Source organism: Ignavibacteria bacterium, assembly GCA_015709655.1.
Taxonomy (GTDB): domain Bacteria; phylum Bacteroidota; class Ignavibacteria; order Kapaibacteriales; family Kapaibacteriaceae; genus OLB6.
In genome coordinates this window covers 129,653-155,756 of record CP054181.1, presented here as the reverse complement: position 1 = coordinate 155,756, position 26,104 = coordinate 129,653, and the positions used below count along the sequence as shown (strand labels likewise).

The 26,104-nt window shown below is 48.9% G+C and carries 18 protein-coding genes; 9 read left to right on the top strand and 9 right to left on the bottom strand.

Annotation, left to right across the window (positions count from 1 at the left end):
• Window positions 1–19 precede the first annotated feature (19 nt).
• The 9 genes from HRU79_00625 to HRU79_00585 form a co-directional block, all read right to left on the bottom strand.
• A complete protein-coding gene (locus HRU79_00625; protein ID QOJ25221.1) occupies window positions 20–3,967 on the bottom strand; it encodes a choice-of-anchor D domain-containing protein in 3,948 nt (1,315 codons plus the stop codon).
• Window positions 3,968–4,078: 111 nt separating this feature from the next.
• Entirely contained in the window at window positions 4,079–8,218 is a 4,140-nt protein-coding gene (locus HRU79_00620; protein QOJ25220.1) for an immunoglobulin domain-containing protein, read from the bottom strand.
• A gap of 103 nt (window positions 8,219–8,321) precedes the next feature.
• A complete protein-coding gene (locus HRU79_00615; GenBank protein ID QOJ25219.1) occupies window positions 8,322–10,055 on the bottom strand; it encodes a M3 family oligoendopeptidase in 1,734 nt (577 codons plus the stop codon).
• Window positions 10,052–11,815: a tetratricopeptide repeat protein gene (locus tag HRU79_00610; GenBank protein ID QOJ25218.1), complete on the bottom strand. Its 1,764-nt coding sequence runs from the start codon at window positions 11,813–11,815 to the stop codon at window positions 10,052–10,054. Before HRU79_00610 ends, HRU79_00615 begins: the two co-directional genes overlap by 4 nt.
• A gap of 2 nt (window positions 11,816–11,817) precedes the next feature.
• Window positions 11,818–13,023: an aminopeptidase P family protein gene (locus HRU79_00605; protein QOJ25217.1), complete on the bottom strand. Its 1,206-nt coding sequence runs from the start codon at window positions 13,021–13,023 to the stop codon at window positions 11,818–11,820.
• Window positions 13,013–14,020 (bottom strand): methylmalonyl Co-A mutase-associated GTPase MeaB, encoded by a 1,008-nt coding sequence (meaB, locus tag HRU79_00600; GenBank protein ID QOJ25216.1) that lies wholly within the window; start codon window positions 14,018–14,020, stop codon window positions 13,013–13,015. Before meaB ends, HRU79_00605 begins: the two co-directional genes overlap by 11 nt.
• A 3-nt stretch (window positions 14,021–14,023) precedes the next feature.
• Window positions 14,024–15,856, bottom strand: coding sequence for a glutamine--fructose-6-phosphate transaminase (isomerizing) (gene glmS / locus HRU79_00595; protein QOJ25215.1), 1,833 nt, complete (start codon window positions 15,854–15,856; stop codon window positions 14,024–14,026).
• Window positions 15,857–15,920: 64 nt separating this feature from the next.
• Window positions 15,921–18,500 carry an LPS-assembly protein LptD gene (locus tag HRU79_00590; protein ID QOJ25214.1) on the bottom strand — a complete coding sequence of 860 codons (2,580 nt, stop codon included), beginning with the start codon at window positions 18,498–18,500 and terminating at the stop codon, window positions 15,921–15,923.
• On the bottom strand, window positions 18,501–19,157 hold the full coding sequence (locus HRU79_00585; GenBank protein QOJ25213.1) for a DUF4292 domain-containing protein: 657 nt from the start codon (window positions 19,155–19,157) through the stop codon (window positions 18,501–18,503).
• A 120-nt stretch (window positions 19,158–19,277) separates the two neighbouring features.
• On the opposite strand from HRU79_00585, the gene HRU79_00580 reads away from it, so the two are divergent.
• Genes HRU79_00580 through HRU79_00540 form a run of 9 tightly spaced genes read left to right on the top strand, consistent with a single transcriptional unit; the run spans window position 19,278 to window position 26,086 of the window.
• The gene (locus tag HRU79_00580) at window positions 19,278–19,724 is read left to right on the top strand and encodes a 6-carboxytetrahydropterin synthase (protein ID QOJ25212.1); all 447 of its coding nucleotides are present in this window, start codon (window positions 19,278–19,280) and stop codon (window positions 19,722–19,724) included.
• Window positions 19,717–20,370 carry a GTP cyclohydrolase I gene (locus HRU79_00575; protein ID QOJ25211.1) on the top strand — a complete coding sequence of 218 codons (654 nt, stop codon included), beginning with the start codon at window positions 19,717–19,719 and terminating at the stop codon, window positions 20,368–20,370. The genes HRU79_00580 and HRU79_00575 overlap by 8 nt, the downstream gene beginning before the upstream one ends.
• Window positions 20,371–20,374: 4 nt before the next feature.
• Complete coding sequence (locus HRU79_00570) at window positions 20,375–20,989, top strand: ribonuclease HII (protein QOJ25210.1); 615 nt, start codon at window positions 20,375–20,377, stop codon at window positions 20,987–20,989.
• The gene (locus tag HRU79_00565) at window positions 20,973–22,355 is read left to right on the top strand and encodes a hypothetical protein (GenBank protein ID QOJ25209.1); all 1,383 of its coding nucleotides are present in this window, start codon (window positions 20,973–20,975) and stop codon (window positions 22,353–22,355) included. The genes HRU79_00570 and HRU79_00565 overlap by 17 nt, the downstream gene beginning before the upstream one ends.
• Window positions 22,342–22,872 carry a CDP-alcohol phosphatidyltransferase family protein gene (locus HRU79_00560; protein QOJ25208.1) on the top strand — a complete coding sequence of 177 codons (531 nt, stop codon included), beginning with the start codon at window positions 22,342–22,344 and terminating at the stop codon, window positions 22,870–22,872. Before HRU79_00565 ends, HRU79_00560 begins: the two co-directional genes overlap by 14 nt.
• Window positions 22,856–23,884, top strand: a complete 1,029-nt coding sequence (ftsY, locus tag HRU79_00555) for a signal recognition particle-docking protein FtsY (GenBank protein ID QOJ25207.1) — start codon at window positions 22,856–22,858, stop codon at window positions 23,882–23,884. Before HRU79_00560 ends, ftsY begins: the two co-directional genes overlap by 17 nt.
• Window positions 23,874–24,383 carry a hypothetical protein gene (locus HRU79_00550; protein QOJ25206.1) on the top strand — a complete coding sequence of 170 codons (510 nt, stop codon included), beginning with the start codon at window positions 23,874–23,876 and terminating at the stop codon, window positions 24,381–24,383. Before ftsY ends, HRU79_00550 begins: the two co-directional genes overlap by 11 nt.
• 48 nt (window positions 24,384–24,431) lie before the next feature.
• A complete protein-coding gene (locus HRU79_00545; GenBank protein ID QOJ25205.1) occupies window positions 24,432–25,154 on the top strand; it encodes a hypothetical protein in 723 nt (240 codons plus the stop codon).
• Between the two features lie 35 nt (window positions 25,155–25,189).
• Complete coding sequence (locus tag HRU79_00540; GenBank protein ID QOJ25204.1) at window positions 25,190–26,086, top strand: hypothetical protein; 897 nt, start codon at window positions 25,190–25,192, stop codon at window positions 26,084–26,086.
• The last annotated feature ends 18 nt before the right edge of the window (window positions 26,087–26,104 follow it).

The window sequence follows — 26,104 nt, the reverse complement described above, 5'->3', positions numbered from 1 at the left end:
CTAAAAATGAAACACAAAATTATCGTGAAATCAAGAATGGCAGTGAAGTGGTTGCAATGCCATGTGTACATATAGCAATGTACCAGCCCGCAGGCCATTCTGCTGTAGAGATATTAATCTGGTGTTTCCCGGGTTGTAGGTTCATAGTGCCAACGTACCACGATCTCCCTTCGATGTCTGTTATTGAAAGTGATGTGGGCGCATGAGCAACAGTTTGAAAATCAACCGTTATACCGCTGCCTGTTACAACCGGAAATGGGGTTACGTTGATGAAAGCCCCTTTACCAATTTCCACTGTTTGTGAGGTAATATCACAGTCGCTCACAACTGTAAGTAAACCATCAGTGCCGGTTATTTCGGCGTTGTCTGCGTAAACCGAATCAATGTCAAGTGGGGTGGATGTTTGATTGCCAAGAAACACCTTGCCGGTAATAGCCAGCAATTGCGCCGTAGTATCAAGTTCAGTATTTGACTCTACGATAAGCTCTGCCCTACCTACTGCAAGTTCAGTGATGGAAGCACTGGATACTGCTGCCGTGGATGGGCTGCAGCTCTGTGGCATGAACAGGGTAGGATTATACACAATCGTTGCAACAAAGCGTTTTAATCCCTTACCGGTGATTGGTAAAACGGATTCCAGACCTACAGGTATGGTTACAATGTCACCAGGACGTGCTGAAATGTTGCCGGGCAGCGTAAGGGTTAGCCCGCGCAACGTATCAGGGGCTGACGGGGGCAGGGTTCTTCCGGTTAACGTCAGCAGTACAGTGTCGGGACATTCCCCGGTAGTTGCTGACAGGATATGAATAGTGTCGGTTCGTGAATCACCAAGATAAGAATATGTAAGTTCAATTATGATACTATCACGAGGGGCTAATAGGGTGGGGAGAGTGGGAGTTGTTGTTGTTATCGACCATGGAGGTGCTATTCCCTGTAGGGGGCTTATCGTAATGCCTGTTCCGCCCGTGTTTCGGATAACGACGGTTCTTGATGACTGACCGGCAGGAGGTAGGATCCCAAAATCAGAATCGCTGATGACAGTGGTTCTTGAAGATGTTACTGCCACTGCAGATACCGGAAATCTTAGTGTATCTGAGCAGCGCTGAAGGACAACGGTGATTGTATCAGTGTATGCTCCGGGCACGCTCGGTGCAAATTGTACTTCAAAGGGGAGTCCGGTGCTGATTACCGTTCCTGGACGGATATTGGTTGAAAATGGACTCGTAATAGAGACAAATGCAACTGTGTCTTCATACGAGGTAGGCGCTACTGAGAATGCAGTCTGCCACGTTGAACTCTTGGTTGGAGCACATAGGACTACGGTGTCGATTTTGATGTCGGTATCGTTTAACAAAAACTGACCCTTGGTAATCGTTGACTGAATTGCAATTGGGTAAGGAATGTGGCACGGTTCCGACCATATCGTGTCTGCTGTTACCACTGTACCGGCAGAATTCTGCACATATTCAAAGTTGACTGTCCGGGTTTGACCGGGTGGTACGGTAACGGGCAGTTCAAGAATGGTTATCGGACTGTTCTTGCTGTTGGATGAAATTGTGCTTTCTACATTGCTGGTATTGGTAACCTGTATCGTGCCAACAAACCGATGTGAACAACCGATGACTGTACCGAGGTTTAATGTATCTTTTGATATCGATAATCCAGGCTGAAACGATGCAGCTCGCAGCGTGGCCTTGATTGTATCGCGGCATCCCCCGGCTTTGTATGGGAATGCCATGGTTTGGTTAACAGGACGGTTCAGGTCGGGTCCGAGAGGAATGTATTTTACCCAGACCGAGACTGATTGTAGGGGGCTCAGGCTTGTAGTGGAAAAGTTGATGTAGAATGGTGGCGAAACAATTGGCGGGGTTACAGTAATGTCTTCCGACCCGCTGTTGGTGAGCACAAACACGCTGCTGTCACGTACAGAAGAAGTAGGACACGTAGAATAGACACCAAAGTTCACCTCAGCTTTGTCGAGTGACGCAAGCGCTTCAGTTTTGCTTCCGGTAAGTCTGATACCTAACCGAACCCCGCACGGGTCAGCAGTAAACATAGCATCACCGCTGATAGTACCATTCCCTGATGGAGAAAAGCGTACTGTTACTTCCTGTTTATTGCCGGGCTGAATTACGAATCCAACATCAGGTGATACAAGGGCAAATCCTGCCGGCATTGCAATATTGGTAAATGTGATTGGTTTACCACCGTCATTAATGATTGTGAACGATCCGGTTTTTGAGTTTTCACAAGCTCGCAACGAGCCTACATCCAAGGCTGTGGGTTCGAAATGATATCGTATGTCGGGCACAGAGACAGTAAGTTCTTCCGAAACGCCATCACATCCACTTGGAGTTTTAATACGGACAGCATACCGTCCTGGCTGAGTAATGGCAAATTTGGTTAGCTTCTGAGTTGCGATTACGTTACCATCTTTAATGATTTCGTAAGTGTCGGCTGCCGTTATGATGGAGAGTGTAAGAGTATCTCCTGAGCAGAGTGAGCGAGTACCAAAGGGTGCGATTACAACGCTAGGATTGGGAAGCGGATTGATCATGACTGAGTTACTTACGGCGGAGCATCCACCGGCACCAACAACTCGTAGTTTGTACGTACCTGTGCTGTTGGCAACAATAGACGTTGTACCCGGAATACTAACCGGTACGCCATTTCGCGTCCACTCGTATAGTTCAGCAGAGCCAGCAAAATCCGTCCATAATCGAACAGTATCTCCTGGGCAAATAGCATCCTTGGATGCGAAAATTCTTGGTGTGGGTATATATGGTTTAGTTATTGGCGCCGATTGTGCATATGAATTTTCGGTGTATTGCCGGCCCCGGGCAGTGGTGTCGGCAGTTTGTGATAGTGCCATCTGCTGATCAGGTGCAAAGCGATATCCATACACACGGTAGGTGTAGGTTTTACCGCATTCAACATCGGTATCAACAAAATTCGTACCTGAGCCGGTTGGTCTCACAGCCAGAACTTTAGCTGTTCCAATAACATCACCTGCGCTGATATCAGCTCCGTCACGGATACCATTCACGGGGAAGGAAGAAAAATGGGCTGTGTCACGAAGGATAACGTAGCCAGTGGTACTGTCAGACGGGTATGGATCGACCAGTGACGTCCATGAAATGGTGTGTTTAGCTGCCAGGACTTCTGATGCGGTAACGGACGGAGGTGCAGACCATGTAGGTTCGCGAGTCTCGCGCCAGAACCAATGGTTTACGTTCTTTCGTCCGGCAATCCGCTTGTCATTGTCAATAAGGTTAGGCAGGCCCTTCGATGGTCCGGTACCCGGATCACTTGGAGGAGCAACAATTACCACGGGTCCGGAGCTGGTGCTATCCGAACCAAATCCTGACTGATACGCCTGAACTGACCGACCCGTTACACGAACCGAATATGCAGTTTGTAATTGTGATGCTGTGTTGTGAGCAACCTTCGGTTGAGGCATGTTCAGCCAAATCAGGTTGGAGGAAGCCAGGCCGGAGGTTAGGTGAGCAAGCGAATGTACCGGATTGTCGTCAGCATCCCGGATTGTTACCATTTCGGCGGGTTGTCCAATATCAAGACCAAATCCTGCACTTTGAAAAAAATCGGCATCGAGCTGCATCACCTGGATATACCCGTCAGAGGGGTCAGAGTCTGTAGGTTGTGCCGGAGTGGTAAGCCGGTGGTCGATTACAATAATGGTACCTGCTCTGAGGTGTTTCCAGAGCGGAATGTCCTTGAAAACCGGGCCATTGACTCTGGCGGACAAGTCACCCGAATAATCGTGAACAGACCATCCGACCAAGCTGATGTTATCTTCAAGGACCAAGATCTCTGTCCACTCCAACTGTGCTGTAGCCCCCGGGTAATTGAAGTATTCGCTAACAACAACCTTCTGAGAAAACGCAATACTTGTAAAATTGGGAAAACAAACGATCAATAACGTTAAGAAATACGTAATCGGTTTCATTCTGTGAATTTATGCTTGTAAGAGTTTCATGTTTCCTGTACAATGATACAGAGATAATGAAAAAGGGGAGCATGAAATCATGCTCCCCTTTGGAATCCTAAGCTAAAATTTTTAGTGAAGCACAACCATTTGCTGGGTGTTGCTAAAGCCACCGATTACAGTTTGGATGGTGTAAACACCCGATGTTAATGAACCGGTAAGAACAGGAATTCTGTTTTCACCAGGGTTTAATACACCGTTAAAAGCTTCAAGGACAACGTCACCGGCAAGGTTAAGCACTTTAACTGTAACAGGTTGTGTTGTTGCCATTGCTACACTAATAGTTGCTGCTGTGGTTGACGGATTGGGGAAAATTCTGGAAACTACAGCATCACCAACAATAGATTCGTTAACACCCGACGTTGGTTTTTCAGTAACGACAGCCTTTTCCGAGGTAACGGAACCACACTCTGCAGTAACTTCACACCAGTATTCACCGGCATCAGCAGCTTCGAAGTTGGCCTTAGTAAATGTCGGAGCAATTTGACCTGTAATAGCAGTTCCATCCTTGAGCCACTGGTACTGGACTGTACCGGCACCCGTAGCTTCAACCGTAAGTTCAAGGGTTTCTCCGGCTGCAACTTCAACAGTGGCTGCGGGTTGCGTAGTAATTGCCGTAGCAGCTTTCATAGTGACGGTTGCTGCGGACGAGTTAAGATCACCACAAGCAGATGTGATTGATACAGTATATTCACCGGCATTTACTGCTGCCATATTGGTGATCTTGTACTCATTTGATGTAGCACCCGGAATAGGTGTACCATTGAGTTTCCACTGATAGGTTACATTTCCACCACCACTAACGGCAACTGAAAGTATCGTTGAATCAGCAGGGCATACATCTGTTGAGGCAGGCTGCTGAGAAATTGCGGCAGGCGGTGCAATGTTAACCGAAATTGTTGCTTCCGATGTTACACTTCTATTCGAGGCTAATGAAACTCGAACAGTATATTCACCAGCGTGGGTGGCGGAAACATTGTTAAACATCAGAGTGGCGCTGTTGGAACCCGAGTACGACGCATCATCATTAATACGCTGACCATTCTTAAACCATTCAATAACAAGGTCTTGTCCGGGTGGGTTGCTGTATGCCATTGCTGGGACAGAAACGGTGCCACCCGCGCAAGCGTCAATCGATGATTTTGAGAACTCGGTAAATACGCCTGTTGGGAATACCCGGATAACTCGTGATTGGGCGGACTGACAAACTCCATCAATGACGCAATAGTAGTCATTACCGTAGTCAGCATTTGAAAAGTTGCGAATTTCCAGGCGATTGCTCTTCGTTCCATAGTACTTGCGGCTCTCCGTAAGTTCGGTTTGTCCACGGAACCATTGATATGATTGGGCTTCGTCAGGGAATTCAACTTCGACACTCATCGTAGCTGTTTCACCAATGATGCCGGCTACTGCTGTTGTCTGATTTACAATCTGCGTCTTACGACCAACGCGCAACGTTGCCTTGTTGGTCACAACATCACCACAGGCACCGTATCCGTTCACTTCGCACCAGTAAACACCAGAGGTGTTAAAATGTGCATTGTTGATAAAGAGAAGGGGGCTGTTGACATTGGGGATCAGTTCGCCATCCTTGTACCAGCGGTAGGATTCAGCGGTGCCACCGACCAGAGCAATCAGTGTGTCATTATCACCAAGACACAAATTGCGATGATCGAGTTCGCCAATAACAGTAAGTGGTTCAACGATGGTGAATTTACCAGAGACGCGGCTCTCGTTTGGTCTGTCCACACCGGTAATGCGAATCAGGCAATTTCCACGGAAACCAATTGACGGTGGAACCCAGGTAAATGCGGTGCTTAAAGGAGGTGCAATAATACCGTATTCATCAGAGTAGTCACCGTTATCATCGTTATCACCGTTTGCATTGAAGTCAACGGTAACATTATCGTCAATCAGTGTATAGTTTGACCCGCCGTCAACCGAGTATTCAATCTTAACGGTTTTCATACCGCATGCACGGAATACAATGTCGAACGGAACACCTGAGCACAACGTGTCACCAGCAGCAGGGCTGCTTATGGTGATGTACGGAGTATTGATATAAATCGGATTGTCTTCACCGCCCGGGGCTGGATACTGTGCTGTGTTCAGAGGATTGGTCGAAATGTCGTTCCACATGCCGTCAGTTGAAATTGACGAATACACTAACTGGCCGGTAACGGCATCCCGCTCCTCGATACGTCTGATTCCAGCACCAATGGTGTTGGGAATGTACGACATCCAGGCACCGTCGACGTTTTGAATATCGTTAGCATAGGCATTTGTTGTGTAGTTGACAGTGGTGTTGTGACTTTGTACAAGTGCACTTCCGATGGGGCGTCCTGAACCGGCTGTATTATCCCAAATCAGGACAATGTTTTTGGGATGTAACTGGCTGATCTTGTCACCAACCAATGTACCCGTCGTGGCAACATTTCCAGCAGGAAGAGCCAGCGAGGTTTGGTTCAACTGATAGGTGCGGATAAGATTTCCGTGGTGATCACCTAATGATACTTGCCAGTAAATGGTGTTACCGTAAGCAAATGTTAAATTATTAGTTGGGACAATATTAATCCAGATTACCTTACTTGTTTGTCCCGGACCGGTTGCAAATTTGCTGTAGTTCGATTCCAAACTCTTGCCACCGGTGTACGAATACGTCATGGTGCCGTTGTCAAGATGCACATTCTGACCACCGCCGGTGCTTGTAGGCATTGTGCTGTACACATTTGATGCACCGGTGATGTAACGGTAGGTAGTATTCGGCTGCAGGCCGGTAAACGTAACCATTGAATAAAACGGCATTGTGTAAGCCGAGAAGTTACAACCGTTTTGTACCGACGACATCATATACTGGGGAACATAGTTGGTTGTAAGGTTCGGGGAAGGAACAACGGTAATCGTTGGAAGGGTTTGCGCAGGAAGTCCGGGTAAGTTAAACTGCAGTGATGCGTTGCCCGAACCCGAGAAGATGAGATTTGTAAATTCGGCTACACCACGGACGGCTTGTACGCTAACGGTACTTGCACCGCTAAGAGCCGGACCAGAAACAACGGAGAACGTAATCGTACCAAAGTAGTTTACATCAACTGTGTTATCCGGGCGATAAACCGTTATCTTGATCGGATTCATCGGATAACCTGTCCATGCCTGGTGCCAGGGACCAGTCATGACAGCGTACGAGGGAGCCGAAACTACATCGAATACGTTGCTGGTTCCTGCAGTAAGGGCCTGGCCTGACAGAACAGATGCCGTGATTGAGGCGCCTGTTGTAACGGTATTCCACGAAACGTTTGACAGTGTAGCGATATTTGAGCCTGCAGGAATTACAGCCGTTGTGGTACCAATGATTGACCCGCTGCCACTTGCAACCGTTAGCCGTATCGTGGTTGTGGTTGACAGGTTGCTAACGGCTCCTGTTCCACTCACCGGTCGAACAACAACCGTGAATGGTGTGTTGACCGTTGGGTTTTTGGGTGTAACTGACATCACCTTGAGTGCTGTGGCAGGAGCTGCCGTCGGCGAGTCAGATGTTACAAAGATGTCGTCAAGCCGGATCCTAGGGCGAGTACCGGAGCCGTCACCGTCCTGGAAATATATCCAGCGGACCTGAACATACGACTGGTTTTCAAGTGACGAAGGCATCGTCCAGCTAAATGCCTTGGGCGACGTACCATCAGTTGCGCTAACCAATTGTACATAGTCGCCGTTGCTACCAATGGCATTTATCCAGTTCCCGGATGTTCCGATACGGTACTGAAGCCGAAGGTTGTATGGACGAGTGCCGGCGGCTGTTACCTGGCTGACAAACGATACGGCAACATTGGCTCGACCACTGGTACTGAGAGCCAGTATTGCTTCACCAGGATATCCGCAGTTACCCGAATTTGCTGACGATGTTTGAAGGAATGACATCCCGTTGGCATCGTCACCATTAATGCGGGCACCGCCGGTCAGGTTGTAAACCTGTCCCCAGTCAGCCTTCGGAAGATCCTGAATAGACCCCTCGAATGGCTCAATGCGCCGGTCGAATACATGGAATATCATCGATGTCGGATAAGTACCGGCAGGGGACGATGATGCCCATGATGTGAACGAATAATTTCCGGATGCAAGATTATATGCTCCGGGGTTTGTTTGGGCTGTGCTAGTTTCAACGCCAGCCAACAACAATGTGCCTATTAAGGCAGTAAGGAGGATGAATCGGGTCATGATCTTTATGCGACACGCCGTTCAACAACTGTTATTTTCTATTCTAAACCATACGAAAGTATGGAACTTGCACAAAAAATCCGCATCATGGGGAAAACTCCTCTCACGATTCAGATTTCCAAATATACGCAGTGCAATGGTCACGCAACCACTTTTCAGTTTTACTGATTACGGCTGGCAAGGTTCCCGGATCGAAGGGAGAGGACAGATTGCCACTCCTAACAATATCCAGAAACGGCATGCTTCCCCCTAGGTCGCAAACCGAAAGGTAGCTATCAAATGCCGAGCCAATATCTTCAGTAGCCCAGAAATTATACTGGAGTGCACAGATACTGGCAAGCGTATAGTCAATGTAGTAGAAGGGCGATTCGTAGATATGGCGCTGAAGCTGCCATGCTCTCCCTTCCGAGGAAAATGCGTCGTCGGTGCGATTCCTCCATGGCATGTATGTCGTTTCAAGTTGTTGCCACGTGTAACGGCGTTCATCCGGGGTTGCCTCGGGATGGTCATAAACCCAGTGCTGAAATTCGTCCACCATACACCCGTACGGAAGAAACAATATCGCACCCTGAAGATGCATGAATAAAAACCGGTCGGTTTGATCACCAAAGAATAAGTGCATCCATGGCGCCGTGAAGTATTCCATGGCCATGCTGTGAATTTCGCAGCTTTCCATGGTAGGCCACTGGTATTCCGGAACATCATAATTCCTGCTACGCCAGGATTGGAAGGCATGACCGGCTTCGTGTGTTAAAACTTCCACATCGTGTGTGGTATTATTAAAGTTGGCGAAGATGAACGGTGTTTTATAGCTCGCAAAGCTCGTGCAGTAGCCACCGGGGGCTTTGTTGTTTCGTGAATGGAGGTCCAGAAGGTTCCTTGACAGCATCATTTCAAAAAAACTGCCTGTTTCTGGGTGTAGTTCGTTGTACATCGTACGAGCAGCTTGCAATATTTCGGCATGTGTACCCCTTGGAGTTGGATTCCCATCAGGAAACTGCAGCTTTTCATCGGCAATGGTCAGGTTTTCCAGCCCAAGCCTTTTAGCTTGCTGGTTGCGTAGGTCTGTTGCCAGGGGAACTACATACTTAACAACAGCATTTCTGTATTCTTCAATGTCCTCCCTGGTGTAATCTACGCGGCCCATCTCAATATACCGCATCTGAGTATACGAGGTAAAGCCGAGTTTATGCGCCATTTCATTTCGAATTTGTACAAGGGAATCATACAGCGAGTCGAACCGTGGTCCGTTTTCTTTTAGAAAGAGGTTTAGCGCTTTCTGTGCAGCTACCCGTATTTCCCTGTTGGGGTCCTCCATCAATTTGCCGAGTGTGCTCAGGTTGTAGCTTGTTCCGTTAACGTTGATCTGTGCCGAGGCTGTAAGTTCATTGTACTCATTGGTAACAGCTGATTCCTTAGTTAGCAGGTCTTTTACAGCAGGTGAGAATACGCGATGCGAATCAGACAGTCGTCGGATAAACAATTCCCCTTTGAGTGCAGCCACGGCATCTTTATACGTACTGTTAATCAGTGCAAGTGATACCCACTGGAACGCTTCTGCAACTGAAGGAGAAACGTTGTCGAAAAACTCTTTTTCGGCTTTTGAATCTGCGTTGGATACGTCCTGGGTGTAATGAACTTCGGCCAATGACTGCATGGTTGAATAAGCGTTCCGAAGGTCATTCCATCGGTCAACGGCATCTATGACGGTCTGTGCATTCGATGCAGTAATTATGGCATCTGCGATTTCCCTGGATTGAAGGGTTATGGCTGTTACATCGGGTCTTGAATAGGGAAGTAGCTCGAAGGTGGTTTCACGTACTTCGTGTTCTGTCACTGTATGTCTCCTCGTAGTTTACGAATTAATTCTCGGGTGAGTGGTGTATATATGCTGTTTGGATACTGTACCAAGAGCGTTGTTAGTGCTGCTACGGCACTTTGAATTTCATGTTTATCAGTCAAGATATCTGCCATCAGCAGCAAGGCTTTGTCACCAAAGAGTGTTGATGGAACTTTTGCAATTAAGGAATCCAGTTGCTGAACTGCCCGGGCAGTGTCGGCTAACAACAGACTTTCCTGAACAACTGCAATCCTTGCCTGATCGGCCAGATCTGGGTCAGCAGCAGTGTGAACAGCTTGTAAAAAACTGTTTGCGGACTCCGAGTGCTTCTGCTCGGCTTGTAGCTGAAGACCACGAATATAATGCGATACGGCAAGACTGTCATCACCGGAGAGGAGAATAAGGCGCAGTCGTTCAATAGCATCGTTAGCGGGCAGTGAGGCAGGATGGAGGGAAACTTCCTGATACAGTACGCGGGCTTTACCAAGTTCATGTTCAAATAACAGGTAATCTGCTTTTTTAAATTTAGCGATTAATGAATACTCCTGTGGTCCACCCTCAACACGATTAATAAGATCGGCAACCTGCGCTGTCTGACCAAGTGCATAGTAAATATCGGCAAGCATCAACATGCCTTCCCACGATGCACTGGTACCGGGCCACCTGTTTGCCAGCAGTGAAAGTGTTTCCCGAGCCTCTTCGCTGTTGTGAAGCCTGGTTAACTGAAGCTGACCGATTCTGAGCAGTGCTTGCGCGCTGAGCGGATGGGTTGGATACTTGTCGACGATAGTTTGGTAGTTGGATAGTACTTCCTTCAGCGTTTCCGCTGATAGTGTAGTACGTGCCTGCGTAAGCTTCTGCTCGAGCGTCTGAGCCGATCCGTACGCTGCTGATAAGGCAACGTTGGGAGAGGCGTGGGAGGCTTTAGAGTATGCGCTTAACGCTACGTCGTATTGCTCAGCCTTGCGAGCAGCGTCAGCAAACTGGAGGAGCGCCTGACCGTGTGCCTGTTCGGAATCATCGATCTGCTCAGCCAGGGTTAGTGCCCGAGGCCATTTACTGTTGTACTGCAGGTGCCATAACTTTAACCGAAGTTGATCGGATGTGTTTGAGGGCAGGTGAGCCATTGCCTCATCAACGGCCTTCAAGCCGCTGTCTGTTGCCGTAACGGCAGCTAGTAAACCCAGGGCTTCTGTGAGATCACCGGTATTATTCACCATCGTGAATATTTCATTAACCGAGCTCCGGTAGTCACCTGTTGCTGCGTATAGCTTTTGTAACTGACGAGCATATTGCCATGCAGATCCGCTGAGGTCGCGAGCCTTCCTGTACGAATTAATGGCATCTTTTAAAAGGAAGACATCCTCCTGGGCTTTCGCAACAGCAGCATTGGTTTCCTGGGAGTTATTGCCAATCTCCAACGCACGGTTCCAGAAATCAGTACCAGATTTGCCAAGCTTTACCGATAGAGTGCCCGCCAGAAGTGCAGTCTGCACGGAAGGGTGGTGCACAAGGTGCTCGGTAACAATGGGGAGAAGACCCGACAATTGCTGTAGCCCCTGAAATGTCCGGACCACACCGTCAAAATACGCCTGGTTGTCAGGTGCTTTTTCATACAGCTCCAAATACAGCCGTGCTGCTCCACGCAGATCGCCTCCGGCTTCGAAGTTCTTTGCAAGGCGCTCTTGTTCGCTACTCTGGGCAAGGCCGGCTACAACGGTTGTAATGAGTGCAAGTATGTATAGGAGGGTTTTCATTGTTACTGCTGCCAGTCCTCGGCAAGAAGCGGGAGTAAACCATGCTGAATCGGTGCACTGGGAATCTGCACACGGTTGTTATGGTCAATAATAATATTAATTTCCGAGCGATAGCCTTCCTTGCCTGCTATATAAACTCCCGGTTCGATGGAGAAGGTTGTTCCAGGCAGAAGCTGACGTGTGTCGTCAGTTTCATAGCTATCCATATTAACACCGGGTCCGTGCAGTTCAGTGGTAATGCTGTGTCCGGTTCTGTGTATAAACTCAGCACCGAATCCAGACTGGATAATGGAGGTACGTGCCGCGTTGTCAACTTCGCAACCTTTTATGATTTGTTGTGCTTCAATGCGCTGTTGTACGAGTGTAATTGCGGCATCTCTGGCCTGCGTCACGCTATCAAATATCCGGGCATTATGCTCAGGAATTCTGTCGGATGTATATGCCATCCAGGTTAAATCAGCCCAAACTGATCCGGGCGCTGAACTTCTTGCCCAGCAGTCCAGCAGTAAGAGCATGTCGGGCCGAATTCTGCTGTGGGTTAATGCGGTTGGTGCATAGTGAGGACTTGATGCATTCGTACCAATTGCTACGATTAATTCTCCGTCAGTTTCAAGTCCGCGTGACTGAAGTTCAGCAAGAATATGCTGCTGCACTTCGTATTCGGTGACGGTGCTGTTGGCAAGCAGGCGTTCGCGCACGAGTGAAAAGCCTTCGAACATTGCATCCCGCAGTAGTCCGGCAGTGACCGCTGCTCCGGCGAGCTGTACGTTCGATAGTACACTTGTCGTGTATTGTGAAATATCGGCACTTGATACGATGGTGTGTCCCAAGCCCCTTACCATTTCAAGTGTGCCTGCATCAACCTTGCTCACAACAGGCAGGCTGCCATTGGGTGAGTACTCCATGGCGAGAGTCTTGTAGGGGGCTAAGGTTTGCTGCACTGCAGATACCCACTCTTGGTGTGTTGTGTAGTACTGTGCCGCAACGTCAAGATGGTGCAAGGGGTGCTGCTCCATGGAGTGAACAACTTTAACCACTGTGCCATCAGCTGGGATTACTACCATCCAGCGACGTGTGCAGTGTGCCTCTGGAGCAACGTTGAGCGTTGTCCAGGCAATTGAATTCGAGCCGCGAAAATCATACAAAGCCCAGGCATCAATACCGTGTGCTCTGAGTATTTGCTGAATGTATGCCGTATTAAGTGTCATGGTGGTGTCCGGTAAATAAGGTTAACAGTTTTTCAGAAAGGATTGCCGCGGCCTGTAGTGGGTGAAGGGTGCCCGAGCCGACCTGATTGTGCAGGGTTTGAACAAAATCACTCCCAAGTGATGACTTCATAATAGCGTCGGAAACAACCTGTTGCTTGAGAGATTGAAACCAGTCTGCATTCTGACGACTACGTTTTGCAGTAAGAGCCGAATTACGTGAATGATCGAAATAGTTATCAATTGCATTCACCAGCATGGCGATATCCGGTACGACTCCTGAGCTGCTGCACAGAACCGGTGGATTCCATGACAGGTCTGGCGGTTGCATGTAACGCAGTGCGCCCGTTAGGATGTTTTTAGCCCGCCGGGCAGCGGCACTGTCAAGATCTGATTTGTTAACGGCAATGATGTCAGCCACTTCCATGATACCGCGTTTAATTCCCTGAACATCATCGCCCGCATTTGGGAGAACCAGCAGCACAAATACATCAACCATGTTGGCAACGCTCACTTCGCTCTGGCCAACACCAACGGTTTCCACCAGAATAACGGTAAAACCAGCAGCTTCACACAGGGCTATACTTTCGCGGGTAGAGCGCGTGGTTCCACCAAGCTCCAGTTTTGATGGTGAGGATCTGATAAAGGCATTGGGCTGAGCGCTCAGAAGTGGCATCCGAACAATATCTCCCAAGACGCTTCCACCGGAGCGGTGGCTCGTAGGATCAATGGTCAGCACGGCAACACGATCGCCACGAGAGACATAATACATGCCGAGTGCTTCGATCATTGAGCTTTTTCCAACCCCGGGAACACCGCTTAATGCAATTCGCCTGGTAGGTGATTGCTTGTTACCAGATAGTTCAACGATCAGGGTTCGTGCGAATTCGATATCAGATGGAGCAGAGCTTTCAACTACCGAGATCATCTCGGCCAGCGTCCGGCGATGTCCGGAGCGGAGTTTTCGCACAACGGATGGGATCGAAGGAGCCTCAGACATCGGTTACTCTACGGTTACGCTTTTTGCCAAATTCCGGGGCATATCCACATTACAGCCGCGGGCAACAGCAACATAGTAGGCAAACAGCTGCAGTGGAATCGATGCAAGAACCGGTGTTAAGAGCGGCAAGGTCTCCGGAATATAAATAACATGATCGGCAACAGTTTGCATTAGCGTATCACCATCAGTAGCAATTGCAATCACCTTACCTCTGCGGGCGCGTACTTCCTGGATTCCCGACAGTACCTTGTCATAGATCTCATCATGCGGGGCAATGAAAACCACCGGCATATTTTCATCAATAAGGGCAATGGGTCCGTGTTTCATTTCGGCAGCCGGGTAGCCTTCTGCGTGCACGTATGAAATTTCTTTCAGCTTCAGGGCGCCTTCGAGAGCTACCGGGAAGTTAAGCCCCCTACCAAGGTACAGTGAATTTGATACTGTGCTGTAAAGGTATGCAATTCGTTCAACCTCATCAGCGCGCTGCAGTACCTGCTGCATTTGATCGGGAAGAGCTTCAAGAGCTTGTGCAATTTTCCTGCCTTCGTCAATACCCAGATTGCGCATCCTCCCCAGCAAAAGTGCAAATTGAACGAGTACGCACAGTTGTGACGTAAATGCTTTTGTACTAGCAACGCCAATTTCAGGACCGGCATGCAGATACACACCGGCATCCGTTTCGCGAGCAATGGTAGAACCAACCACGTTTACCATGCCAAGAACGGTTGCGCCTCGCTTTTTTGCTTCGCGGATTGCCGCCAGGGTGTCTGCCGTTTCTCCACTCTGCGAAATGGCAACCACAACGTCATCCGGTTCAATGATGGGGTCGCGATACCGGAATTCACTGGCATATTCAACTTCAACCGGAATTCTGGCAAGTGATTCTATCAGGTATTCACCAACAAGCGCGGCATGCCAGCTTGTTCCGCATGCAGTGATAATAATCCTCCGGGCATTCCGCAGCTGTTCATGAACTCCTGACAGACCTCCCAGCCGAACCGTTCCGTCGTGTGCCTGTAGCCGACCTCGAAAGCCGTCACGAAACGTTGTTGGCTGCTCAAAAATCTCCTTCAGCATGAAATGTGGGAAACCGCCTCGCTCCAGCTGGTTTAACTCGAACGAAATCTCTTCGATTTCTCCGTGGGTTTGCTCATTGCTAATGGTTTTGGTTACATAGCCGTCGGGACGTACAATGGCCATCTCGTTTTCTTGCAAATACATTACACTCCGCGTATGAGCAATGATGGCTGATGCATCCGATGCAACAATATATTCGTTCTTGCCAACGCCAAGAATCATAGGACTGCCACGACGTGCGGCAATCAGCAGGTCAGGTTCTACGGTGCTTACAACCACCAGGCCGAAGGTTCCTTCAACTTCGTTTAGTGCTGTTTGAACGGCCAGTTCCAAATCACCCAGCTTTTCGTACAGCATGCCAATAAAAACGGCAAGGACTTCCGAATCGGTGTCAGAAGTAAATGTAAGCCCCGCACCTTCCAACTGCTTCTTGATGGTTAGGTAGTTCTCGATAATTCCATTGTGAACCAGCGAAATTCTTCCCGAATGGTCAGTATGCGGGTGAGCATTCCTGTCAGTTGGTTCTCCGTGAGTTGCCCACCGGGTATGACCGATTCCAACCGTACCGTCGATTTCGGCGAGATTCAATGTCTTCTCAAGTTCACGAACCCTGCCGGCTTTTTTCGAAATGAACAGCCCACCGTTGTCAACGACACAAATACCGGCACTATCGTATCCGCGGTATTCCATCCTTTGTAAACCTTCAACAAGAAGGCCGGCTGCATTCTGCTGTCCGATGTATCCTACAATTCCACACATAATTCAAGCTTTACGTTTAAATATCAAACAAAATTAGCGAAACAACAACAGCAGTTGAGAGGTCTTACCTGTAGAGAGGAGTGTTTTGTTTCTGAATAACAAGTCCCTGCAACTGCGGGGCAGCAGCAGAAAAACGGAGAAAAAAGCCCCGGTTGAATCCGGTGGGAACCCAGTTCAAACTTAAATTCCAGCAGTGTATTTGTTTCCGAATGTCGATGATGGGGCTGTTCACTGTGTGGTTTAAAATATCATAGCTTCCCATGGCCGACACCGATAACGTTTGTGTTATCGTAAGATTGCCCTGAAACGCCAGGAATAATGACTCGGTCATGTAGTCAGGTGTTGGCTTGTTTACCGCATAAGCAAGCGAAAACGAAATATTCCACGGCATTGTAAGTGGCTGCCAACCGGGTGACGTATCTCCAAACAAATCAATAGCTTCCTCCTGGAAGTTCAGACGTTGCCCAAACCGGTTGCGCAGCGTTGCCCCGTCTTGGGTGGTATCGCTGCTTTCCTGATGGTATTTGCGCGGTTCAAAGTTGACACCTGAAGAACTAAAACGTGTACCAAGCTGAACCGACAAACTAGTTAGCCTGGCTAGCCCGCCTCCTGCACGCTCTCCTGTCCACCGGTTAACATCCCGCCAAACCATCCTGCCGGTTGCTTCATCCTGGACAAGGTCCTGGTCATAGACATTAAAAACACCTGCTGCTGAAAATTCAATTGCGTCAAGCACGGGTGATCGCAGGCTGAAGCTAATTGGCCGAAGTCGCAGCGAGTCCGATGCAAGGTTGTAGGAGGTGTTAAGTGTAAACGTCAGCACGTCGAACGGTCGGGGAGCAACCGTGTCGGCAGTATCAGATTCCGGTTTAATACTAATTTTATTGAGCAGACTCAGCGTTATGTTAGCCTGCTGTTCTGGTGATGCAAGCTGTCCTGCTGGTGCAAACCTGTGATACCGGGTTTGCCTGCCTGTAATGGGGCTGGTGAGGTAGCCATAAAAACCAAGTGACGAGTCACTTTGATCAGGGATATAGGTAATCCCGACGACTGGCTGAAGGGTATGCCGTATGGCACTAATACCAAAAATCCTTGGATAAGCCATCCCATACAGAAATGTGCTGGCTGCAACACCGGCGCCATAGGTATACTCTCTGAATAGTCCGTTGCTTCGTGTAATGGTCAGCGTTGAGTCTGCCGGATTAATGCTCTGTGTATACTGCTGAGCATACCAGTTTTCGCTGTAGCTGATTGTTGGCTGAAGGGTAAAATATCCAATCTTCGGTGAGATTGTAATTGCCGGTCTATGTTCGATGGTGGTGTATTCAGTCCTGACAAACGGATCGGTTTCAGAGGTCCTCAGTGAGCTCTGGAAGTATCTGCCTACCACGCGATATTGGACGCTTACATCGGCAAGCCAGTTTGCAGTGTTTTTCAGGGAGCGTAATGGAAACCACTGTGGTATTGAAAGGTTTACCGTGGGTGAGTTGGTTACGGAACCGTTAACCATGTTTTCGTCACGGACCATGTTCAGGTTCAGCGTCGTACCATTAAAAAACGAGCGCTGGTAGGATGCTGTTGACCGTGCAATTTGCTGTAATCGGTCGTATGGATTAAACGACGTATTTTGATAATACTTCTGTGAGGTGAGAAGTACGTTAACAGCGATGTTTTCCATTGGACGCAACTGCTGGCTGTGATTGACTGAGATTCCAAGGTTCATCTGGTACGGACTATCAGTGTTAAACCGAGTATATCCGTATCTGAACTCCGCATTCCCGCTAAAGTAATCCCGCAGTGCCCACCGCGACCTGTTGTAGAGCGTAAAACCACCCTTGGTTGTGATATCTGCAGTAAGCTCAGTGTCGAAATAATCACTGATGGCAAAATAATACCCAAGGTTTTGCAGTGCAACGCCACGATTGCTTGAAACCAGTGGAGATGGCATGATGAAGCCGGAGCGGCGACCATGTTCGGTACTAAAGAACAAACCAAAGGGTAATGCAAATACCGGAATATCTTCTACATACAGTATTACAGGATTTAAATAAATTTTATTTTCCAGTTCAATTTTCATTTTGGGGGAGTTAAAGTAAAAGTGAGGTTTCGGTGCATCACAGGTGGTGTAGCATCCGTCTTCTACAAAGGCAGTTCTCTGTCCAACCCGCTTGATTCTGTCACCGTAGTAAAAGCCCCCTTCCACTGTGGTTTCTCCGAAAACAACATTCCCTTTTCCGGTTTTAAAGTTGTACGTCATTCGTGCGCCGGCAAATTCCTGACCGTTATCGGAAAACACCGGGAAGCCAACCTGTCGCCCGGCCGAGTCAGATGAAGGCTGAGCGGTAATCGTGCTGGTCCCAAAATCCATGTCAATACGATTTGCCTCGAGCTTCTGCTGCTCATACGAAACAACACTTTTGCCGCGCAGGTACATCGTTTTTGTTCCGGCACGGTAGTGTACGGTATCGCGAGCCCTGATATACACAATTGTGTCGATATCGTGTCGCCTGACGGTGTCAGTCTGTTGTTCGGTAGTGTCGGCTTGTTGGGGTGGGCTGACCGGATTTTGCGGTGCGGGCATTAATAAACCTGCCCACATCGGAGCACTGCACATACACAACAGGAGCAGGCGAATGCAATTCATCTAGTGAAAGTAGCGTCGCTGGTACGCCTGAGGGATTGAAATTGAAAGGGGCTTGGGCATGGGCTGGTTTATTCTAACGTTCGTTAGTGTTATCGAGACAGATTGCTGCCGCCGTACTCCGTCGATGTCAATGTGGTGAGCAAGGGCTACCGAGTCAGTCATTTTGATGTTTGTAAAAACAACATCAAGCAGTATCTGCGATGTCGTGTCCTTTCGCTGATACTGCAGGACCACGTTCCTGGTGGTGTCAACCAGAAGATACTCGGTAACCAGGGAGTCCCTGCTAACAAACAGGACATGTTCCCCTGGACGGTTTGCTGGGGAAAAGCGCTGCACATTACCGGGAACACCGCCTTTAAGCAGTATCATGAATTCTGCAGCAGAAACCGGAAGGTGTGCAGCCGATAGCAGGTCAGGGTTGTTGGGGTTGCCATACCAAACCTGCTGCTCCAGGTAATTTACAAGCACAAAACTGTCGGCCGTTGCATACATGCGTGCCATGGTAATCCCAAACGGACCGTTCATCGTGACCAGGTAATTTCCTGCTGAGTCGAGTTCTGCCTGAAACGAAGCACCCGGAACTGAGCGGTTGCCGGATGCCGATAATGTGCCTTCCACCATCATCGTCACGATGTGCGAAGCACGGTTGGATGTCACAACAGCAGGCGAATGTGCAATGGAATGTACAGTGGCACAGCAGGTTAGGAGATATGGAAGTATCCTGAACATCGTAGTTTACAGTTTCTGTACAAATATCTAACTTGAAGAGAGCTTTTTATGGTTTACGTAACTCGCAAGGCAATGTTCTCGGCTGCACACCGGTTGTATAACCCAACGTTTACTGACGAACAGAACGATGCCATCTTTGATAAGTGCAATAATCCGTTTGGTCATGGTCACAATTACGTACTGGAAGTTACATTGTGCGGCTTACCTGATCCCGCCACAGGATATGTGATCAACTTAAAGGTTCTGAAGAAGATTATTGATGAGCAGGTTGTGGATCATGTAGACCACAAGCACCTAAATTATGATGTTGAATTTCTGCGCGGTGTAATTCCAACGGTAGAAAACTTATGCGTGGTTTTCTGGAAGCGTCTTGTACATGCACTGCCAAGCGGAACTCTGTTCTCGGTCCGCTTGCATGAGAGCGACTCAAATTCTGCCGAATACAGGGGTGAACCGGTAGAGGTAACAACATGGGAGAGTGGCAGTCATGAATAACTCAAAGTTATATCCTGAAGCAGACAGCAAGGGAAGGCCCCTTTTTGATTCGAACGGTAATCTGGAGTTAAGTCCGGCGGAGCTGGATGAAATGCAGCGGGAGCTTGAACAGAAATATGCTGAGATTTTCGACATTTTACGAATCGACAGAAACGATTCGAACAGCACGCGAACACCGCAACGGCTTGCCAAGATGTGGGTACGCGAACTTTATGCCGGACGTTTTGCAAAGCCCCCTGAGATAACGGTATTCCCAAACCGGAGAAAGGTTGATGGACTTGTTATTTCAAAAGGAATCAAGGTCATGAGCGTGTGCAGTCACCACTGGCAGCCGATTTCCGGGACGTGTTCAATTGGCTATATCCCCACCGATAAAGTAATCGGATTGAGTAAGTTCACCCGTATCGTTGACTGGTTTTCCCGGCGCGGACAGATACAGGAAGAACTTGGTGAGCAGATTGCCGATTATCTTGTTGAGCTGCTTAATCCGCTTGCTCTTGGCGTTGTGATTAATGCACGCCATTACTGCATGGTTGCCCGCGGTGTTGAAGCCGACGAGCATAGCACCATGGTTACTAGTGTTGTCAGGGGGCTTATGGCTACGAGCCATGCCCTGAGAACAGAGTTCTTGAAGTTAGCTGAATGAACAAATGAAATGGGAAACATGCGACTCAGAATGGTGGGAGTCTGGTAGGGTACTTGCCGGCGTTGATGAAGCCGGCAGAGGAGCACTGGCCGGACCGGTGGTTGCCGCAGCAGTGATTCTGGACCCCTGCTGTATCCCTGTGGGAATTGCCGATAGTAAGAAGCTCACCGCACTGCGCAGAAATGAGTTAGCTACTGCAATACAGCAGAGTGCTCTGGCGATTGGAGTTGGTAGGGTAGAGGCCGCAGATATTGACGCAATCAACATCTTACAGGCAACGTTTCGGGCGATGCACCATGCCCTTAATAACCTTGAGCCTGCTGTTCCTGACTATGTAATTGTTGACGGAAACAGGTTTAAACCCTGGAAGGTTGAGCACCGATGCATTGTACGGGGCGATGCGATATCTGTTTCGATTGGAGCTGCTTCAATCATTGCAAAAACCGTCAGAGACGATATCATGAGCAGTACAATTCATACCCGGTATCCGTTATATGGTTTTCATAAGCACAAAGGTTACGGTACCGAAGCTCATCGGTTGGCCATAATTCAACATGGTCATTGTTTGGAACACAGAAAAACCTTTTTAACACGGGTCGTGCGTGAACGTCACTCTTGATACGGCAGGCTGGTTAATGGTAATCCTGCCGGTGATAGCAGCGCTATCAGCAGGTTTGTATGCAGCACGCCAACGGCAGTCACCGTACGGTCAGGTTGTTGGATACGTGCTGGCAGGGCGCAGTCTTACGGCACCGTTTTTTGTTGCCTCTCTGGTAGCCACGTGGTATGGCAATGTGCTTGGTTCCGGCGAGTTTATTCTTCGGAATGGTATTGCGTTCATGGTGTGTCTGGGGTTGCCGTATTACGTGATGGGTATTCTCTACGGCTGCTTTTTTGCGTCTCGGATTCGGACAACAGAGATAATTTCAATACCGGATGTGATACGTAAACGTTTTGGCATAACGGCATCAAAATGGGCCGCCATTGCCGTGTTGGTGATTGGTTCTCCGGCACCCTATGTACTGGCTCTTGGCGTATTTCTGCATACCATTACAGGCATCGACGTATGGATATGTGTTGTGAGCGGAGCGGTTGTGAGTGTTGTGATCGTTGCCAAGGGCGGACTTCGGAGTGATGTTGCGGCCAATGTTGTTCAGGTCGTGCTCATGTACGCCGGATTTATTGCGCTCACTGTTGCCTGTATTTTCCACTTTGGTACAGACTCGCTGCTAAGCTCGGTACCTGCCCAGCTTACCGAGATTCCAGGTCCGATTGGCTGGTCAGGCATTGTTGTCTGGTTTTTCATTGCAATGCAGACCTTTGTGGACCCCAATTTCTTTATGCGCGCTGCTGCAGCCCGAACCCCCGGTACTGCACGTAAGGGGATGTTCTGGAGTGTTGCATGCTGGGTTGTCTTTGACATACTTCAGCTGATAACCGGTCTGTATGGAATCGCTCACCTTCCGGTCCATGATGGAGCGTCGCACTACCTGCTGACAGCCGAAGCGGTGCTGCCAGATGTCTGGAAAGGCCTATTCCTGACATCTGTGCTTGCTACCATTATTTCTACGCTGGACGGCTACATCCTGGTGAGCGCAACCACGGTGGGCTACGACCTCTGGCCTTGGAAGAACCATTCCGAAAAATTCAGATTATTTACTGGTTTATCCGTTGCCTCTGTCTTGAGTATTGTTCTGGCAATCACCGTACCCAGTATCATCAACCTTATTGAACTCCTTGCATCGATTGCAGTACCCGGTTTACTGCTGCCGCTCATTCTTGCCCTACGTACCGGGCAGAGGGGGAGAGGTGTCCGTCGTGGATATCTCCCGGACTGGACGCTCATTGTGGTGCCAATGGTAACGGCTCTCCTTACCCATCTGGTAAACAATCTGTTCCTGCATGTTGTTGAACCAATGTTTGCCGGTATTTTGGTATCAGTTTTCCTGGCACCGTTTATTACCAGAGAGCATGTTTACAATTAGCGGCTCGTTTTTCACAATTGGAAACCTTCTCAGCCTGCTGCGGATTTTAATGACAGTCCCGGCAGTGTACTTGTTATTGCAGAACCAGCGGTTGTATGCGCTGGTTGTGTGCGTCGTGGCGGCAATTAGCGATTATCTTGATGGTGCCGTATCCAGGGCAACGGACACCGTCAGCGAGTGGGGACGCATTCTGGATCCGGTTGCCGATAAGGTATTTGTTGCCGGTGTTGTTGTTACTCTCTTGTACCTATCGTTACTTCCACTGTGGTTTGTTTCCATCGTCCTGCTTCGCGATGTACTCATTATTGCTGGAAGCTTTATCATGCGAAGGCGCACCGATACCACAGCCCCTTCGATGCTTACAGGGAAAATTGCTGTAACTGCCATTGCAATTACGGGCCTTGTGTCCATCATGGATGTTGGTGACTACCTCATCACATTCATGGTTGTCACCACAATGCTGATGGCTCTATCTTTGTGGGATTACTCAAGAAGATTCTATGGGACTATTCGATAAACTAAAAAAGGCGGTAACAGGCGTTACGGAGAAACTGGCGTTTAACCGGTTAACCGAAGGTCTTGCAAAAACGCGTGACAATATTGTTGGACGAATCCGGACAGCCTTGTTTGCGGGAAGAAAGATCGATCAGGGCCTTCTTGATGAAATTGAGGAAATTTTAATCACGTCGGACGTTGGCGTTACGGCTACAGGTAAGATTATCCAGCGTCTTCGTGAGCGCGTTAAAAAGGACAAACTGGAAAACGCAGATACCATCGTTGACGTTCTGAAGGAAGAAATTGCCGACATGCTGGTGTCGAGTCCGTCCGCTGATAATGATCGTATGTTTACGATCGACGAAGAACGGAAACCCCACGTTATCCTTGTTATCGGCGTAAACGGAGTTGGGAAGACTACAACGATTGGTAAACTTGCTTATAACTACAAGTCGGCTGGCAAATCGGTGCTTATCGGTGCAGCTGACACGTTCCGGGCTGCAGCCAACGAACAGCTCGAGGTTTGGGCTGAACGCGCCGGCGTTGATATTGTACGGCAAAAGCAGGGTGCCGATCCGGCTGCCGTCGCCTACGATACCCTCACGTCTGCCCATGCCCGAGGCACTGACGTTGTGATCATTGATACCGCCGGACGCCTACATAACAAAGGCGGGCTGATGCAGGAACTTGAAAAAATCAGCCGGGTAATGAAAAAGGTTAAGGCAACAGCACCCGATGACGTTTATCTGGTGTTAGATGCAACCACGGGACAGAACGCCCTGGTGCAAGCACGAGAGTTCTCTAAGGTAGCGTCGATAACCGGCATAGTGCTCACGAAACTTGATGGTACGGCTAAGGGTGGTGCCGTGCTGGCCATTGCCGATGGATTAAGTATCCCTGTTCGCTATATCGGGTTGGGCGAAAAAATCAGTGATCTGCAGGTGTTTGAACCGGTTGCCTTTGTTGAAGCAATGTTTGGTGACAAAGAATCTCCCGCCATCGTTCAACACCCGTCAGAAGGCCGTGAAGCGTAAACATCGCAGATACTGGCAAAAACCCTGGTTTTGGATTTACATTGTTGCGCTTGTGTGTGCCACAATGCTTGTTGTTTTTACGTGGGAAATTGTTCGCGAAGCAAGAAATGTTTTGGGTTTCTCGCGTACCGTTGGCGTTAACATTAGTAGCATGGTTGTTGTTAAAGATGAATATCATCCTCCTGCCGACAGTCTGCTTCAGCCGACTCAGTTAGCCGTAGTTCTTGAGGTAGCTATAAAGGCAGATCAACTTGAAAAACGCAAAGCAACTGTTACGCAAAAACGAAAAGAATTTGCGAATGTCTTAAATAACGCAACCTTTAGTCTGAATGAATACCGGTGGGTACGGTTCAAAACTGCCCAGGTGCTACAGGCTTCGGATACCACCGAGCTTGGTACGCTGTTCAGACAATTGCAGCATCCAGGGTTACAATCCCATGTGTTATCCAGAATGATTCAGAATAATCTGGATTCCGAATTACTCGTGCCGTTCAAATAAATTTTCCACGACCGTCACGTCCTTGAACAGTTAACATACTAATGCTCTATGATACGGAGCATTATCTTCTTTTTTCTTGCAGGGTCCTGGGCCATGGCGCAGATTCCCCGCCAGTTTACGCTGCAACTTTACCTTGAAACAAATCAGATTCCACTGCAGGGGAGCCATGACGTGGCTGTATTCTGGTATGGCCAGCCGGTAGGAGGTACTGCCGAGCATTCCGAGAACTTCGTAACTCAGGCCAGTGAAGGTATCGTAACGTTAACTCTGGGTAGCACTGTTCCGCTGCCACTGACACTTCTGCAAAGGGGCTTAGTCTGGCTTGGGATCAGTATCGATGGAGCACCGGAGCTCCTGCCGCGGACAGCATTAAACAGTGTTCCGTATTCCTTATTTACACATCATGCCGACATAGCCGATGCCCTGTCGCCCGATGTTACCGGGGTTGTAACCTCTGTTAACGAAGTGGCAGGAAGGGTAGAACTTGTGGCCGGACGTGGCGTCACGATTTCACGTGACGGTCACACCTTAACCCTGGAGGCATCAAGGTCATTCGCACGGGGACAATTAAAGGGGATAGCAGGAGTGTTTGAATATACGGTTAGCCCTGGCATCGAAATCCCGCCCGAAGCTACGATTGCTGCATCCGTTCTCAGCAACACCTACATTGGAGTGTCGGTACGCAACATAGACTACCAAACCAACACTATCACGCTCTGCACGGCAGCACCATTAACAGATACAGAACTAATTCAGTGGGTAATATATTAACCCAAATTATTAAAACATTATTAAAGGGATTTGTAATGAAAAACGTACTTTGTCTTGCATTTGTTGGGTTTGCTGCACTCTGCTGCGCCTCGGGCTTATATGCGCAGAGTCAAACGACTGGTACACTCAACCTTCGGAGCACGCAACCAGCTACCGTCTCGCTTTCCATTCCTCAAACTGGTGTTACCGGTTACACGGTATTATTGCCGCCGGCGGTTGGGGCCTCCGGGCAGGCGCTCACGGCTACCAACGTTTCGGGTAATACGATAGAACTTGGATGGACCAATGCCGAGTTCTGGCATCTAACCGGCACAGCAATTACTACTGGCGGAACATCATCAGGGCAGCAGTATCTTGGTACGAGTAATGCTCAGGACCTGGTTCTTGCTTCGAATGCAACCGAGGTAATACGGATCATTGGCATAAGCGGTCCGTCGCAAGGCTTTGTTGGCGTAGGCACTGCTAATCCCGTAAGCTTGGTTGACGTGCAGGGTACGGTGTCGTTAACCAACAGCGGTACTGCTTCGGAGCTTCGCATATACGAACCTTCAGCTTCAGGAACAGAATATTCTGCGTTTAAATCCGGGGCACAGTCAGCATCAGTTACATATACGCTGCCTTCCGCTGCTCCAACTCAGGGCGGGATGGTGCTCACGGGGGATGCCACGGGAAGTTTGTCATGGCAGAGCGCCCTGTTTGCTATCCTGAACGGACTCTTTACTCCAACCCCCGGAGCCCATATTCACGTGATTCCCGTCGGCGGGACAATCACTGCCTCGAGTGTACCAATCGTTACCGTCATCAATGACGCAGGCACTACCATTGGTATTAGCGTTACCAATCGCGACTACGTAAATGGAAACATTACTGTCGAGACTTCGGTTGGATTGTCGGCTACCGACCGGATAGCCTGGGCAGTATTAAATCTGTAATTCATTCAATTTCTATTG

Excerpts from the sequence above, each read along its gene's own strand:
- HRU79_00605 (QOJ25217.1), bottom strand. The coding sequence starts at position 13,023 with ATGACACTTAATACGGCATACATTCAGCAAATACTCAGAGCACACGGT.
- HRU79_00560 (QOJ25208.1), top strand. The coding sequence starts at position 22,342 with ATGTTTACAATTAGCGGCTCGTTTTTCACAATTGGAAACCTTCTCAGC.
- HRU79_00545 (QOJ25205.1), top strand. The coding sequence starts at position 24,432 with ATGATACGGAGCATTATCTTCTTTTTTCTTGCAGGGTCCTGGGCCATG.
- HRU79_00620 (QOJ25220.1), bottom strand. The coding sequence starts at position 8,218 with ATGACCCGATTCATCCTCCTTACTGCCTTAATAGGCACATTGTTGTTG.
- HRU79_00570 (QOJ25210.1), top strand. The coding sequence starts at position 20,375 with ATGAAATGGGAAACATGCGACTCAGAATGGTGGGAGTCTGGTAGGGTA.
- HRU79_00580 (QOJ25212.1), top strand. The coding sequence starts at position 19,278 with ATGGTTTACGTAACTCGCAAGGCAATGTTCTCGGCTGCACACCGGTTG.
- HRU79_00625 (QOJ25221.1), bottom strand. The coding sequence starts at position 3,967 with ATGAAACCGATTACGTATTTCTTAACGTTATTGATCGTTTGTTTTCCC.
- meaB (QOJ25216.1), bottom strand. The coding sequence starts at position 14,020 with ATGTCTGAGGCTCCTTCGATCCCATCCGTTGTGCGAAAACTCCGCTCC.
- HRU79_00610 (QOJ25218.1), bottom strand. The coding sequence starts at position 11,815 with ATGAAAACCCTCCTATACATACTTGCACTCATTACAACCGTTGTAGCC.
- HRU79_00590 (QOJ25214.1), bottom strand. The coding sequence starts at position 18,500 with ATGAATTGCATTCGCCTGCTCCTGTTGTGTATGTGCAGTGCTCCGATG.
- ftsY (QOJ25207.1), top strand. The coding sequence starts at position 22,856 with ATGGGACTATTCGATAAACTAAAAAAGGCGGTAACAGGCGTTACGGAG.
- HRU79_00575 (QOJ25211.1), top strand. The coding sequence starts at position 19,717 with ATGAATAACTCAAAGTTATATCCTGAAGCAGACAGCAAGGGAAGGCCC.
- glmS (QOJ25215.1), bottom strand. The coding sequence starts at position 15,856 with ATGTGTGGAATTGTAGGATACATCGGACAGCAGAATGCAGCCGGCCTT.
- HRU79_00540 (QOJ25204.1), top strand. The coding sequence starts at position 25,190 with ATGAAAAACGTACTTTGTCTTGCATTTGTTGGGTTTGCTGCACTCTGC.